The sequence below is a fragment of the Microbispora sp. H10836 genome, assembly GCF_012999525.1.
GTDB lineage: Bacteria > Actinomycetota > Actinomycetes > Streptosporangiales > Streptosporangiaceae > Microbispora.
In genome coordinates this window covers 124,686-138,010 of record NZ_JABBWU010000013.1, presented here as the reverse complement: position 1 = coordinate 138,010, position 13,325 = coordinate 124,686, and the positions used below count along the sequence as shown (strand labels likewise).

Sequence of the window (13,325 nt, the reverse complement as noted above, 5' to 3'; positions counted from 1 at the left end):
TGGGTGTCTTGGATGGCGAGACGGGCGTCCCAGATGATTTGACGCGGAGGCGGTCCATCGGACATCGTGTAGCCATGCATAGCGGTGGGATTCTCGTAGTACTTCGCAGGCGCGCAGCCTGACGAAGCACTCGGTCCTGCGCGCGCCCCAGCTCCGCACAGCGGATGGGGCATTTTTTATGCCAGGAGTCACGCCAAGCAGCCCAGCCACAGCAAGCTCAGCCACAAGGAACGAGCCGATGACCGAGAAAATGACAGGTGCCCAGGCCCTCGTGCGGGCGCTGGAGCAGGTCGGGGTCGACACGGTGTTCGGGATCCCGGGCGGCGCCATCCTCCCCGCCTACGATCCCCTCTACGACTCGACCAAGGTTCGGCACGTGCTTGTACGGCACGAGCAGGGTGCCGGCCACGCGGCCGAGGGCTACGCGCAGGCGACCGGCAGGGTCGGTGTCTGCATGGCCACCAGCGGTCCGGGGGCGACCAACCTGGTCACCCCGATCGCGGACGCCTACATGGACTCGGTGCCGATCGTCGCGATCACCGGCCAGGTCGCCACGCCGCTGATCGGGACCGACGCCTTCCAGGAAGCCGACATCTCCGGCATCACGATGCCGATCACCAAGCACAACTTCCTGGTCACCAAGGCCGAGGACATCCCGCGGACCATCGCCGAGGCGTTCCACGTCGCCGCCACCGGCCGCCCCGGCCCGGTCCTCGTGGACATCGCCAAGGACGCCCTGCAGGCCACGACCACCTTCTCCTGGCCGCCGGTCATGCAGCTGCCCGGCTACCGCCCGGTCACCCGGCCGCACTCCAAGCAGATCCGCGAGGCCGCCCGGCTGATGAGCGAGGCGAAGCGGCCGGTGTTCTACGTCGGCGGCGGCGTGCACAAGGCCCGGGCCGCGGCCGAGTTGCTGGAGCTGGCGGAGCTGACCGGCATCCCGGTCGTCACCACCCTCATGGCGCGGGGCACCTTCCCCGACAGCCACCCGCAGCACATGGGTATGCCCGGCATGCACGGCAGCGTGTCCGCGGTCGGCGCCCTGCAGCGCTCGGACCTGCTGATCGCGCTCGGCACCCGGTTCGACGACCGGGTCACCGGGCAGCTGTCCAGCTTCGCGCCGCACGCCAAGGTGATCCACGCCGACATCGACCCGGCGGAGATCTCCAAGAACCGGCACGCGGACGTGCCGATCGTGGGCGACTGCCGCGAGGTGATCGGCGACCTGATCACCGCTGTGCGGACCGAGCAGGCCGAGGGCCGCAAGGGCGACTACGCCGAGTGGTGGCGGATCCTGAACGGCTACAAGGAGACCTACCCGCTGGGCTACGAGGAGTTCGCCGACGGGTCGCTGGCCCCGCAGTACGTGATCGAGCGGCTCAGCGCGCTGGTGGGCCCGGATGCGATCTACACCGCGGGCGTGGGCCAGCACCAGATGTGGGCCGCGCAGTTCATCAGGTACGAGAACCCCGGGACGTTCATCAACTCCGGCGGGGCCGGCACGATGGGCTTCTCGGTTCCGGCCGCCATGGGCGCCAAGATGGGCTGCCCGGACAAGGTCGTGTGGGCGATAGACGGCGACGGCTGTTTCCAGATGACCAACCAGGAGCTGGCCACCTGCGCCATCGAGGGTGTGCCGATCAAGGTCGCCGTCATCAACAACGGCAACCTCGGCATGGTCCGCCAGTGGCAGACGCTGTTCTACGACGAGCGTTACTCCAACACCGACCTGCAGCGCGTCAAGCGGATTCCGGACTTCGTGAAGCTCGCTGAGGCGTACGGTTGTGTCGGCCTGCGGTGTGAGCGTCCGGAGGACGTGGACGAGACCATCCGCAAGGCCATGGAGATCAACGACGTGCCGGTCGTGGTGGACTTCGTCGTGCACCAGGACGCCATGGTCTGGCCGATGGTCGCCGCCGGCACCAGCAACGACGACATCAAGTACGCCCGTGACATGGCGCCGAACTGGGAGGGCGGAGAATGAGCCCCGCCCGAAGCGACAACGACCAGCAGTGCGAGGAGAGGGCATGAGCCGCCACACGCTGTCCGTTTTGGTGGAGAACAAGCCGGGCGTGCTGGCCCGGGTCGCCGCCCTGTTCAGCCGGCGCGGGTTCAACATCGACTCGCTGGCCGTCGGACCCACCGAGCACGACGACATCTCGCGGATGACCATCGTCGTGAACGTGGAGGACCTCCCGCTGGAGCAGGTCACCAAGCAGCTCAACAAGCTGGTCAACGTCATCAAGATCGTCGAGCTCGACAACAGCCAGTCGGTGCAGCGCGAGCTGATGTTGATCAAGGTGCGGACCGACTCCGAGAGCCGGTCCCACGTCCTCGAACTCGTGAACCTCTTCCGGGCGCGCTGCGTGGACGTGGCCCCGGACGCGGTCACGATCGAGGTCACCGGGACGACCGACAAGCTGGAGGCGTTCGTCCGGGTCCTTGAGCCGTACGGCATCAAGGAGCTCGTGCAGTCGGGCATGGTGGCCATCGGCCGCGGTGCCCGTTCCATCACCGACCGCTCGCTTCGCGCCCTCGACCGCAGCGCATAGCTCCTATGGCAGGCACGTCGCGACGGACAACCCGTGAAAGGCAAGCAAGTGACTGAGATCTTCTACGACGACGACGCCGACCTGTCGATCATCCAGGGCCGCCACGTCGCGGTTCTGGGGTACGGCAGCCAGGGCCACGCCCACGCGCTGAGCCTGCGCGACTCGGGTGTGGACGTCCGGGTCGGCCTGCCCGAGGGCTCCAAGAGCCGGGAGAAGGCCGAGGCGGACGGGCTGCGCGTGCTGTCGCCGGGCGAGGCCGTCGAGGAGGCCGACCTCACGATGATCCTCGCGCCGGACCACATCCAGCGGCACCTGTACGCCGAGCACGTCGCGCCGAACCTCGTCGAGGGCGACGCGCTGTTCTTCGGTCACGGTCTGAACATCCGCTACGGCCTCATCGAGGCCCCGGCGGGCGTCGACGTCGCGATGGTGGCGCCGAAGGGCCCGGGTCACCTGGTCCGCCGTCAGTACGCCGCCGGCCGTGGCGTGCCCTGCCTGGTCGCCGTCGAGCGTGACGCCACCGGCAGCGCCTGGCCGCTCGTGCTGTCGTACGCCAAGGGCATCGGCGGCACCCGCGCCGGGGCGCTGAAGACCACCTTCACCGAGGAGACCGAGACCGACCTGTTCGGCGAGCAGGCCGTGCTGTGCGGCGGCGTCTCCGAGCTGATCAAGGCCGGGTTCGAGACGCTGATCGAGGCCGGCTACCAGCCGGAGGTCGCGTACTTCGAGTGCCTCCACGAGATGAAGCTCATCGTGGACCTGATGTACGAGGGCGGCGTCTCCAAGATGTACTGGTCGGTCTCCGACACCGCGGAGTACGGCGGCTACACCCGTGGCCCGCGTGTGGTCAACGAGGAGACCAAGAAGGAGATGCGCCGCATCCTGGACGAGATCCAGGACGGCCGCTTCGCCCGTGAGCTGGTCGAGGAGTTCGACTCCGGCCAGACCAACTTCAAGCGCCACCGCGAGGAGCTGGCGGTCCACCCGATCGAGCAGACCGGTGCCAAGCTCCGCCCGATGATGAGCTGGCTCAAGGGCGAGCAGGCCTGACGCTCGCGAACGCCTGCGTGACCGCGGCGCCGCGCCCCGCCGACGAGGTGGGGAGCGGCGCCGCGTCGCGTTCGCCGGCTACCAGCCGGACGCTTCAGCACTGCACGGGCTTGAGCCAGGAGCATTCGAGGTCACCGGCGGGCGTTCGCGGGGACGACGGGGCGGCCTCCTGCGGCGAGGACCCGGAAGTCGTGCCGCGCGCGGCCACCGTCTCGTCCACCGTTTCGTTCACAGGGGCCTTCCTGCTGAACTGGGCCAGTCTGACGGCGATCCGGTCCTCCAGATCTCTCGGCGGGCCGGACAGGTAGCCGTTGCTGATGACCGAGAAGACCAGCTGCTCCCCGTCCGCGCTGGTCACGTAGCCCGACAGTGCGGTCACGCCGGTCAGCGAGCCGGTCTTGGCGTGGACGTTCCCGGCGGCCGCCGTGCCGCGCATCCTGCTGCGCAGCGTCCCGCCGACCATGCGGTCCGCCTCCCCGGCGATCGGCAGGGCGGCGTACCAGGTGGGGAACCAGGGCTTGCCGCGCACCGCCGCCAGCAGGGCCGTGATGCCCGCGGGCGTCAGGGCGTCGACCCGGGACAGGCCGGAGCCGTCCCGCAGCCGCAGCGTCTTCACACCGTTCGCCTGCGCGAACGCGGTGGTCACGGCGAGGCCCGCCGCCCACGTTCCCGCGCCGGACACCTCGCGTCCCATCGCCTTGGTGAGGATCTCCGCGTGCATGTTGTTGCTCAGCTTCATGAACGGCACGAACAGCTCGCCGAGGGGCATCGACCGGCGTGAGGCGATCGTGGCCGCCTTCGCCGGGGCGGTCCCGCGCACGGTCGGCCCGAGCACCTTCACGCCATGACGGGCCAGCCCCTCCCGGAAAAGCGTGGCCGCGTAGAGCGTGGGGTCCCACACCGCGACCCACTCGTCGTACGGCTCGGAGACCGTGCCGCTGACCACGACGGTGTCGGTGCCGTGCTGCCGCTCGACGAGCACGTCCGTCTCGTCGCCGGTGACGGCCCTGTTCACGATCTTCACGTAGCCGGTCGCCGGCGTGGTCGACACCTTGGCGGCCTTGCCTGGGCCGTCTCCGGGCGCGACCGAGACGATCACCGAGCCCGCGTCGTAGTCGGTGTCGGGCGCCGCGGTCAGCGCGGAGATCTGCCCCGCGTAGTAGTACGGCTCGTCGTCCCAGGCCCAGTCGGTGCCGAGCCGCACGTCGTCGAACCAGGTGTCGTCGGCGACCAGCCGTCCCGTGACGAGCTTCACGCCCGCCGCCGCGACCTTGGCGGCGAGTGCGTCGTAGTCGGCGGCGAGCAGGGTGGGGTCGCCCGTGCCCCGCAGCGTGAGATCCCCGGTGACCGTGCGGCCCACGCGGGACGCGGCGAGCACGTCGGTCGTGAAGTGGAAGTCGGTGCCGAGCGTGTCGAGGGCGGCGGCCGAGGTGAGCAGCTTGGTGTTGGAGGCGGGGGCGAACAGCTTGTCCGCGTCGAGCGAGTAGAGGTCCTCGCCGGTGGCGGCGGCGCGTACGGCGACGCCCGCCCGCGCGGGGGCCAGCCGGGAGTCGGCGAGGATCTGGTCGAGGTCGCGGGTCAGGTCCGCGACGCCGGGGGCCGGGTCCCGGGCGCCGGCGGGGGCGCCGGAGCCGGTGATCCCGATGGCCAGGACGGCTCCGGCCAGCAGGGTCGTGATTCGTCGTGACAACCGCACAGTCCGCTCCCGGGTGAGTGGCTTTCCGCGATCGTCGGTGAGCCACGCCCAGGCATCAATACGGAAATGTACGTATTAGGTGGTGTCTCAGGTCGCGCGATCAGGCCGGGAGCGAGACCAGGAACACGCAGTCGCCGAAGGCCACCTCGTCGCCGGCCCGTACGTGCGCGGGGCCGACCAGGCGCCAGCCGTTCAGCCGGGTGCCGTTCATCGAGCCGAGGTCGACCAGCAGCCACGAGTCGTCGTGCTCCCGCCGCAACTCGGCGTGGACCCGCGAGACGGTCAGGTCGGCGAGGACGAGGTCGCAGGAGGAGCCGCGGCCGACCAGGTAGCGGGCCCGGCCGTCGGCGGGCAGGGCGAGCCGGGGCAGCCGGGGACGCCGCCAGGCGGACTCGATCCGGTTGCTCAGCTCCGACACGGAGGCGACGGCGTCGGTGATCCTTCTACGCCAGCGCCCGCGGTGCGGGAGGTCGGCGACCAGTTCGTCCAGCTCGTTGCGGTTGCGGGCACGAAGCGCCAGGTCCACCCGGCCGACGAAGGTCTCCATGGACAGGCGTCCTTCGGCGGCCCGGTCGCGGAGCTCGCTGAGCGCGCGCTCGCGGTCCCCGTCCGAGGCGCGAACCGGGGGAGAGCTCATGATTGGAAGTATCCGCCGCAGTGGTCCGAGGTGTCCAGAAGACCGCCGTAATCCCCTTCGATCCCGGCCCGGGAGCGGGGTCGCCGGGCGTGGCGTCCCCGCTCCGGTCGCACCGGTGGCGTCTCTACTGCCGGCCGAAGTCCTGGGTCCAGTACGCGCCGGAGGCCACGTACCCGACCCCGATGTCGGTGTAGTTGCAGTTGAGGATGTTCTGCCGGTGCCCGGGGCTGTTCATCCAGCCCTGCACCACCGCCTGGGCCGTGCCGTACCCCTTGGCGATGTTCTCCGCCGCCGCCCGCCAGGTGTAACCGGCGGCCGTGATGCGGTCGGCGAAGGAGCGGCCGTCCTTCGAGGTGTGGTCGAAGTAGTTCTTCGCGGACATGTCAGCCGAGTGGGCGTACGCGGCGGCGCGGAGCCGCGCGTCGTGCTTCAGCGGGCCGCAGCCCGCCTTGGCCCGCTCGAGGTTGGTGAGGCGCACGACCTCGTTCTCGACGGCGGTGCCCACGGCCGAGCCACTCGTGGGAGAGGCGCTGGGAGTGGCGGAGGCGGGGGCGCTCGTGGTGGGGACTGCGGAGGGACTCGCGGCGGGGACCGCGGAGGGGCTCACCGTGGGGACGGCGGTGGGTGCCGGGGAAGCGGTGGCCGAGGGAACGGGAGTGGGGACGTCACAGTCGAGGCGCACCGGCCTCGACCGTGACACGTGGCCGCGGTAGTCCGTGACCACGCTGTAGTACGCACCGTCCACACAGGTCAGGGCGACGACGACACGCGCGTTCCTGACCACTTTGGAGCCGCTCTTGACCACGCGGTCGGGGCCGGGCCTGCTGCTCACGAGCCGGACGCGGAAACGGGCGTCGTCGACGCAGCCGGCCCGTGAGCCGGCCGCGCGAATCTTGCCGTCCAGGGCGACGTATGGCTTCGCGGCGGCGACCCGGCAGCCCCTGTGCTGGGCCTCGGCCTGAGCGGGCGCGGCCGCCATTCCGACGGCCGCGACGCTTCCGAGACACAGGACCGCTCCGAGCGCTCTGTTCACGATCATTCCTCCAGTGGGGGTTAGACGCTGGGGAAGTCGTCATTATGGTGCGCAACAGACCGACATGTGGGGATAAATCGGTCAAAATCCGAAAGAATCTACCTTCTCTTAAACATTCCTTATGCCGTATACGGCCATCGATGTCGCATAATCCGCAGGTCAACGGTGTGATCGTCGAAGGGCCCGCCTTGAGAGCCGCTTAAGGTCGTCCGGAGGCCGCCCCGGGGCTCGGGGCGGGCTCGGCTCAGTCCTCGGTCCTGACCGCTTCGCCGTCCGCGGGCTGCCCGTCGTGCCGCCCGGCGGCCGCCGGGTTCGGGGTCCCGCCCGCACCGACGGCGGCGAGGCGGTCGGCGGTCAAGTTGTATCTGAGGGTCATCAGCACGCCCGCGAACGTGATCAGAGCAGGCACCGCGGTCACGCCGATCACCACCGCGACGAGGGCGGTGTCCGGCTGGGTCACCGGGTGCTCGGGATCGGAGGAGATGAAGCCTCCCGCGGTCAGCACCCAGCCGTACGTGGTCGCCCCGAGCGCCGACACCGCGTTCTCCACCGCGGTCCACAGGCCCGTGAAGACCCCGCCCCTGCGCTCGCCGCTCACCACGCCGTCGTACGCGATGACGTCGGCGAGCATGGAGAACTGCAGCAGTTGCAGGCCCGCGTAGCCGATACCCACGATCATCACGCACAGGTGGGCGTACAGCGAGCCGAGCGCGGGCGTCGCGAGGATCAGCAGGGCGCCCGCGGTGAACAGCGATCCGGACAGGAGCATCGCGCCGCGCTTGTCGAGCTTGCGGGCCAGCCACACCCACAGCGGCATCGTGACCAGCATCGGCCCCACGAGGGCCGCGAAGAGCGTGGTGGTGGCGGAGGTGTCGTCCAGCGCGTAGGCGGCGAAGTAGGGCGCCCCGGCCAGCATCACGCCCGCCCCCAGCGTCTGCGCGGAGCTGAGCCCGAGCAGCCACATGAACGGCTTGCTCGTGCGGGCGGCGGAAAGCTGCTCCCGCAGCGTGCCCTCGGACCTCTGCTGGCCGGTGAAAGGGGCGCGGGCGGTGCCGAAGAACGATCCCAGCATCGAGACGAGCAGGATCACGCCGAAGACGACGCCCATGGTGCGGTACCCGTCGGCCGTCTCGCCGGCGATCGTCGGCGCGAGGATGCCGCTCATCGCGATCGCGATCGCGATGAGCACCATGCGCCACTGCAGCAGCGAGGTCCGCTCGTGGTAGTCCGTGGTCATCTCCGCGGGCATCGCCTTGTACGGCACCTCGTACAGGGCGTAGCCGGTAGCGGCGGCGAGGAAGGCGACGCCCACGTACAGGCCGGCGGTCATGCCGGTGAGCGGCGGCCCGGCGAACATCAGGGCGAACGACACCGGCAGCACCACGGCGCCCGCGAGCAGCCAGGGCCGGCGTGGTCCCCAGCGCGAGACCGTGCGGTCCGACCACCGGCCGACCAGGGTGTTGGCCACCAGGTCCCAGGCCTTGGGCAGGAAGAGCACGACGCCCGCGAACGCGGCCGGCACCGCGAGCACGTTCGTCATGTAGAAGAGCAGCAGCAGCCCGGGGATCGTGGAGAAGTTGGCCGTGCAGAACGAGCCGACGGCGTACCCGAGGCGAACCCCCAGGGGGACCTTCGACGGGGAGGGCGTCGCCGCGGTGGAGACCATGGCGCCATTCAAGCCGAGCAAGCGCCTGTTCGGAAGGACCGTCCCGCAACGGTTCGGCCGCTGCGTGATCTCCCCTCGATCTCCGCCGGAACGCGCCGGCGGAGATCGGAGAGGAACCGGGCGATCAGTCGCGCACGTCGGGACAGACGACGTGGGCGCCGATCTCGATCAACCGGCGTTCCGTGTGGGCGTCGGCGACCCGGGCCATGAGCACCGGCGCCTCGCTGGCCGCCAGTTGCGGCAGCCGGGCGCGCACCCGCCGGTGCAGGTCCTTGACGATGTCGTCGGCTCCGAGGGTGTGCACCTTGACGTGCAGCATGATCCCCCACAGCCCCGCCGCCGTCCGCGACTCGGAGATCCACACGTGGTGGATGTGGGGGTATTCGGGCAGCAGCTCGGCGACCGCCACCCGAAGCGCTGGCAGGATCGGATGGCGCGTCCTCCGGTAGCCGGGGTCCACCACCTGCATCGCCCCCGACAGGTGCTGGCGAGGGGCGGGGACCCACTGCGCGGGCAGCGCGGCGGGCGCCGCCGGCACCGGGGCGGGCGCGGGCGGCGGGGGAGGAGCCTGCCTGCCGACCTGTGCGCGGGTCACGGTCGCCATCGCCCCGGTGGCGTACGCCGTCGGGGCGGCCGTGCCCATGGCCGACAACGCGGGAGTGGGACCGGTGCGGGTCTCCTCCAGATAGCGCCGCAGGTCGTCGATCGGCACGGCGGCGGCCGCGGGACCGGCCGCGTCGATCACGATCTCGCGCACGCCCGTGACGCGCTGGATGTCGAGGACGGTGTCGGCGTCGCACGCCGACAACGAGTGGCTGCCACGGTGCCGGGCGTAGGTCGCCGGTCCCGTGTAGCCCAGCAGAACACGCTCGCCGTTCTGCGTCGTGCCGAGCACCACGGAGCGGTCGGGACGGACCGCCACCAGGATGCCCCACTCCGCGAGGGCCGCCAGGAGTTGCCGGGGGCTGCCATGCCGCGCGAGAACGTCGCCCAGGGAGGGGTTCCCGATGCTCATAGCCTGAACGATAGGGACTGGACCATGGCGAATCAGGCTAATCCCGAAGATTAGGTGCGATCAATACCAAGATGGCGACAGTCCGTATGGGATCACGGTCGCCGGGGTACATCGACCGACTGTGCCCGCACGTGAGCGAGCCTCACGCACCCCCCGCGTCCCGGCAGTCTCTCCGCGTTGTTCTCCGAATCCCCAGGGCGCCGGCCGCGCCGGCCGTACGGGGCCGAGGAGGAGGCCGACGAGGCGCTGCGCGATCTGAGACCGGGTCGTCGCGTCGCCGCAACACCGCCGTGACCTTGGATATCTCGTATGCCGGGCGCTCGTGAGAGCTTTCACAAGGCCCGGATAGACTCACGTCGTCCGCGCTGTCGCACTTCACGAAGGACTCAACCCAGTGAACAAGCCCGTCGTACTTGTCGCAGAAGAGCTCTCAGAAGCGGGTCTCGCCGTGCTCGGCGCGGATTTCGAGGTCCGGCACACCGACGGCGCCGACCGGTCGCAGCTGCTGCCCGCCCTCGCCGACGTGGACGCTCTGATCGTGCGCAGCGCCACCCAGGTCGACGCGGAGGCCATCGCCGCAGCGCCCAAGCTGCGCGTCGTCGCCCGCGCCGGCGTGGGTCTGGACAACGTCGACGTCGAGGCCGCCACCAAGGCCGGCGTCATGGTCGTCAACGCCCCGACGTCCAACATCACCAGCGCCGCCGAGCACACGGTCGCGCTGATCCTCGCCAGCGCCCGCAACGTCGCCCAGGCGCACTCCGCGCTGAAGGGCGGCGAGTGGAAGCGCTCGAAGTACACCGGCGTCGAGCTCGACGAGAAGGTCGTCGGCATCCTCGGCCTCGGCAAGATCGGCCAGCTCGTCGCGCAGCGCCTGCAGCCGTTCGGCGTCGAGCTCATCGCGTACGACCCCTACCTGCAGCCGGCCCGCGCGGCGGCCATGGGCGTGCGCCTGGCGTCGCTGGAGGAGGTGCTCCAGCAGGCCGACTTCATCACGGTCCACCTGCCGAAGTCGAAGGAGACCGTCGGTCTCATCGGCGACCGCGAGCTCCACATGGTCAAGCCGACCGTGCGGCTGATCAACGTCGCCCGCGGCGGGATCATCGACGAGAACGCCCTCTACTCCGCCCTCAAGGAGGGCCGCGTCGCCGGCGCCGGCATCGACGTCTTCGCCAAGGAGCCCTGCACCGACAGCCCGCTGTTCGAGTTCGACCAGGTCGTGGCGACGCCGCACCTCGGCGCCTCCACCCATGAGGCCCAGGAGAAGGCCGGCACCCAGGTCGCCCGCAGCGTCAAGCTGGCGCTCGCCGGCGAGTTCGTGCCCGACGCGGTGAACGTCCAGGGCGGCGCGGTCGCCGAGGACGTCAAGCCGGGCCTGCCGCTCACCGAGAAGCTGGGCCGCATCTTCACCGCGCTCGCGGGCGAGGTGGCCACCCGCCTGGTCGTCGAGGTCCGCGGCGAGATCTCGGCGCAGGACGTGCGGGTCCTGGAGCTGGCCGCGCTCAAGGGCGTCTTCACCGACGTCGTGGAGGACGCGGTGACCTACGTCAACGCGCCGCTGCTGGCCAAGGACCGCGGCGTCGTGGTCGAGCTGGTCACCAGCGCGGAGAGCCCCGACTGGCGCAACGTCGTCACGGTGCGCGGCGTGCTCGCCGACGGCCGTACGGTCTCGGTCTCCGGCACCCTGTCCGGTCCCCGGCAGATCACCAAGATCGTCGAGGTCAACGGCTTCGCGATGGAGATCGAGCCGACCGAGCACCTGGCCTTCTTCACCTACGCCGACCGCCCCGGCATCGTCGGCATCGTGGGCCGCCTGCTCGGCGAGCACAGCGTGAACATCGCCTCCATGCAGGTCTCCCGGGACGTGAAGGGCGGCAAGGCGCTCATCGCGCTGACCGTCGACACGGCGATCCCGTCCGACGTCGTCGAGCAGATCGCGGGGGAGATCGGCGCCGACAGCGGCCGCACGGTCGACCTGGAGGACTGACACCGGGAACCCGCTCACCGGACGGCCCGGCGCATCGCGCGCCGGGCCGTTCGTGTTGTCCCGGCCGACGGACGGCGTCTCACGAAGTGAGATACTAGGTCGTCCTACGAGATTGTGGGGTAGTCTTGCGATGACGAGGCGCCCCGCACTTCTACCTGCCGCGACGGGGCCTGATCAGGGCAGGCCGGCCCGTCGCGGAGCGCCGCGCCGCCGGCCTTCGGCTCGCTCGTGACGCGTGACCCGCGTTCCACCGGCGGCCGACGTTCCCGGATCCGCGCGAGCGGGTCCGCTCTCAGCATTCCTCCGTCAAGAGAGAGAATCGCCATGTACGACATGTATCCATGGGGTCGTTCCGAAGACGCTGAGAACGAGGCGGCCGAGGCCCTGCAGATCGCGCTCGACCGCCGTGACAACGGGGGCGCTCCGCAGCGCTGACCCCGGCGGGACCGGCGGATGTGATGTGCCAATCTTGATGGCGTGGTGAGCATCGGCGGTGGGGCCGCGAACACGACCAGCCTGCTCCGGCTGATCAACCAGCGGGCGGTGTTCACCGAGATCTTCCGCCTCGGTAAGGCCTCGCGCCCCGAGCTCGCCCAGGTGACGGGACTGTCCAAGCCGACGATCTCGATGGCGCTGGCCGACCTGGAGCGTGCCAGGCTCGTCCGTCCGGTCGGGCTGCGCACCGGCGGCGCCGGCCGTGCCGCGCTGCTCTACGAGATCAGGCCGGAGGCGGGCTGGGTGCTCGCCGCCGACCTCGGCCGCACCACCGTGCGGCTCGCGCTCGCCGACCTCGTGGGCGACGTTGTGGCGCGTAGGCAGGAGCCGTCGCGGGCGCACTCCTACGAGAGTGCGCGCGAGCAACTGGTGCGGATGGCGGCCGAGCTCGTCGCGGAGGCCGGCCTGGAGCCCGGTGACGTCACCGTCACCGTTTTCGGCACCCCCGGGATCCACGACAAGGAGAGCGGGGCGCTGCGGCTCGCGCCGAACCTGCCGGGCTGGGAACGCCCCGGCGCGGTGGACGGGCTGGCCGGCGTCACGGGCTCGCCGTACACGGTGGAGAACGACGTCGACCTCGCGGCGGTGGGAGAGGGCGCCTACGGCCTGGGCAAGGGGATCTCCCACTTCGTCCTCGTGTCCATCGGGACGGGCGTCGGCATGGGCGTGGTCATCGACGGCGGTCTCTACCGGGGCGCCCGGGGAGCGGCCGGCGAGATCTCGTACCTGCCGGTGGGCGAGGACGTCCCCGGTCTCGACCGCCGGCGTGGCATGTTCGAGTCGGTGGCCTCCGCCGACGGCGTCGTCGCGGCGGCGGCACGTCTCGGCATGACGGCGGTCACGGCCAAGGAGGTCTTCGACGCCGCGCGCGGCGGTGACACGGTCGCGCGCGCGGTGGTGGCGGCCGAGGCCGACCACGTCGCGCGCGCCCTCGCCGGGGTGATCGCCGTGCTCGATCCCGAGCTGGTCGTGCTCGGCGGCGGCATCGGCGCGCAGGCCGGCGACCTGCTCGCCGGTCCGGTGGCGGAGCGGCTGCGGACGCTGGTGGCCCTCACGCCACCGCGGATCGAGGTGTCGGCGCTCGGGGCGGACGCCGTGATCCTCGGGGCGCTGGCGGTCGGGCTGTCGACGGCGCGCGACCTCGTTTTCGAGCGTGCCGTCGCGGCGGGACCCGCCTGACGGGCGCATTTGCCCGGG

At 70.8% G+C, this 13,325-nt stretch carries 10 protein-coding genes; 5 read left to right on the top strand and 5 right to left on the bottom strand.

What is annotated here, in order from left to right; genetic code table 11:
• The first annotated feature begins 178 nt into the window (after positions 1-178).
• The 3 genes from HHX30_RS24010 to ilvC are packed head-to-tail and all read left to right on the top strand — an operon-like array spanning position 179 to position 3,602.
• The gene (locus tag HHX30_RS24010; protein WP_169984224.1) at positions 179-1,984 is read left to right on the top strand and encodes an acetolactate synthase large subunit; all 1,806 of its coding nucleotides are present in this window, start codon (positions 179-181) and stop codon (positions 1,982-1,984) included.
• Between the two features lie 43 nt (positions 1,985-2,027).
• A complete protein-coding gene (gene ilvN, locus HHX30_RS24005) occupies positions 2,028-2,552 on the top strand; it encodes an acetolactate synthase small subunit (RefSeq protein WP_030506098.1) in 525 nt (174 codons plus the stop codon).
• Positions 2,553-2,609: 57 nt separating this feature from the next.
• Positions 2,610-3,602 (top strand): ketol-acid reductoisomerase, encoded by a 993-nt coding sequence (gene ilvC, locus HHX30_RS24000; RefSeq protein WP_169984330.1) that lies wholly within the window; start codon positions 2,610-2,612, stop codon positions 3,600-3,602.
• A gap of 94 nt (positions 3,603-3,696) precedes the next feature.
• On the opposite strand, the gene dacB is transcribed toward ilvC, so the two are convergent.
• The 5 genes from dacB to HHX30_RS23975 all read right to left on the bottom strand — a co-directional run bounded on the left by dacB (position 3,697) and on the right by HHX30_RS23975 (position 9,649).
• On the bottom strand, positions 3,697-5,298 hold the full coding sequence (gene dacB, locus HHX30_RS23995) for a D-alanyl-D-alanine carboxypeptidase/D-alanyl-D-alanine-endopeptidase (protein ID WP_169984223.1): 1,602 nt from the start codon (positions 5,296-5,298) through the stop codon (positions 3,697-3,699).
• Positions 5,299-5,398: 100 nt separating this feature from the next.
• Positions 5,399-5,935 carry a DUF1707 and FHA domain-containing protein gene (locus HHX30_RS23990; protein ID WP_169984222.1) on the bottom strand — a complete coding sequence of 179 codons (537 nt, stop codon included), beginning with the start codon at positions 5,933-5,935 and terminating at the stop codon, positions 5,399-5,401.
• Between the two features lie 124 nt (positions 5,936-6,059).
• Entirely contained in the window at positions 6,060-6,968 is a 909-nt protein-coding gene (locus HHX30_RS23985) for a CAP domain-containing protein (RefSeq protein WP_169984221.1), read from the bottom strand.
• A gap of 244 nt (positions 6,969-7,212) precedes the next feature.
• On the bottom strand, positions 7,213-8,634 hold the full coding sequence (locus tag HHX30_RS23980; RefSeq protein WP_169984220.1) for an MFS transporter: 1,422 nt from the start codon (positions 8,632-8,634) through the stop codon (positions 7,213-7,215).
• A 124-nt stretch (positions 8,635-8,758) separates the two neighbouring features.
• A complete protein-coding gene (locus HHX30_RS23975; protein ID WP_169984219.1) occupies positions 8,759-9,649 on the bottom strand; it encodes a hypothetical protein in 891 nt (296 codons plus the stop codon).
• A 394-nt stretch (positions 9,650-10,043) separates the two neighbouring features.
• Between HHX30_RS23975 and serA the strand changes: the two genes are divergently transcribed.
• Positions 10,044-11,633: a phosphoglycerate dehydrogenase gene (serA, locus tag HHX30_RS23970; RefSeq protein ID WP_169984218.1), complete on the top strand. Its 1,590-nt coding sequence runs from the start codon at positions 10,044-10,046 to the stop codon at positions 11,631-11,633.
• Positions 11,634-12,110: 477 nt separating this feature from the next.
• Complete coding sequence (locus HHX30_RS23965) at positions 12,111-13,307, top strand: ROK family transcriptional regulator (protein WP_211592432.1); 1,197 nt, start codon at positions 12,111-12,113, stop codon at positions 13,305-13,307.
• Positions 13,308-13,325 lie beyond the last annotated feature (18 nt).

Excerpts from the sequence above, each read along its gene's own strand:
- HHX30_RS23990 (WP_169984222.1), bottom strand. The coding sequence starts at position 5,935 with ATGAGCTCTCCCCCGGTTCGCGCCTCGGACGGGGACCGCGAGCGCGCG.
- HHX30_RS23980 (WP_169984220.1), bottom strand. The coding sequence starts at position 8,634 with ATGGTCTCCACCGCGGCGACGCCCTCCCCGTCGAAGGTCCCCCTGGGG.
- ilvN (WP_030506098.1), top strand. The coding sequence starts at position 2,028 with ATGAGCCGCCACACGCTGTCCGTTTTGGTGGAGAACAAGCCGGGCGTG.
- HHX30_RS23975 (WP_169984219.1), bottom strand. The coding sequence starts at position 9,649 with ATGAGCATCGGGAACCCCTCCCTGGGCGACGTTCTCGCGCGGCATGGC.
- HHX30_RS24010 (WP_169984224.1), top strand. The coding sequence starts at position 179 with ATGCCAGGAGTCACGCCAAGCAGCCCAGCCACAGCAAGCTCAGCCACA.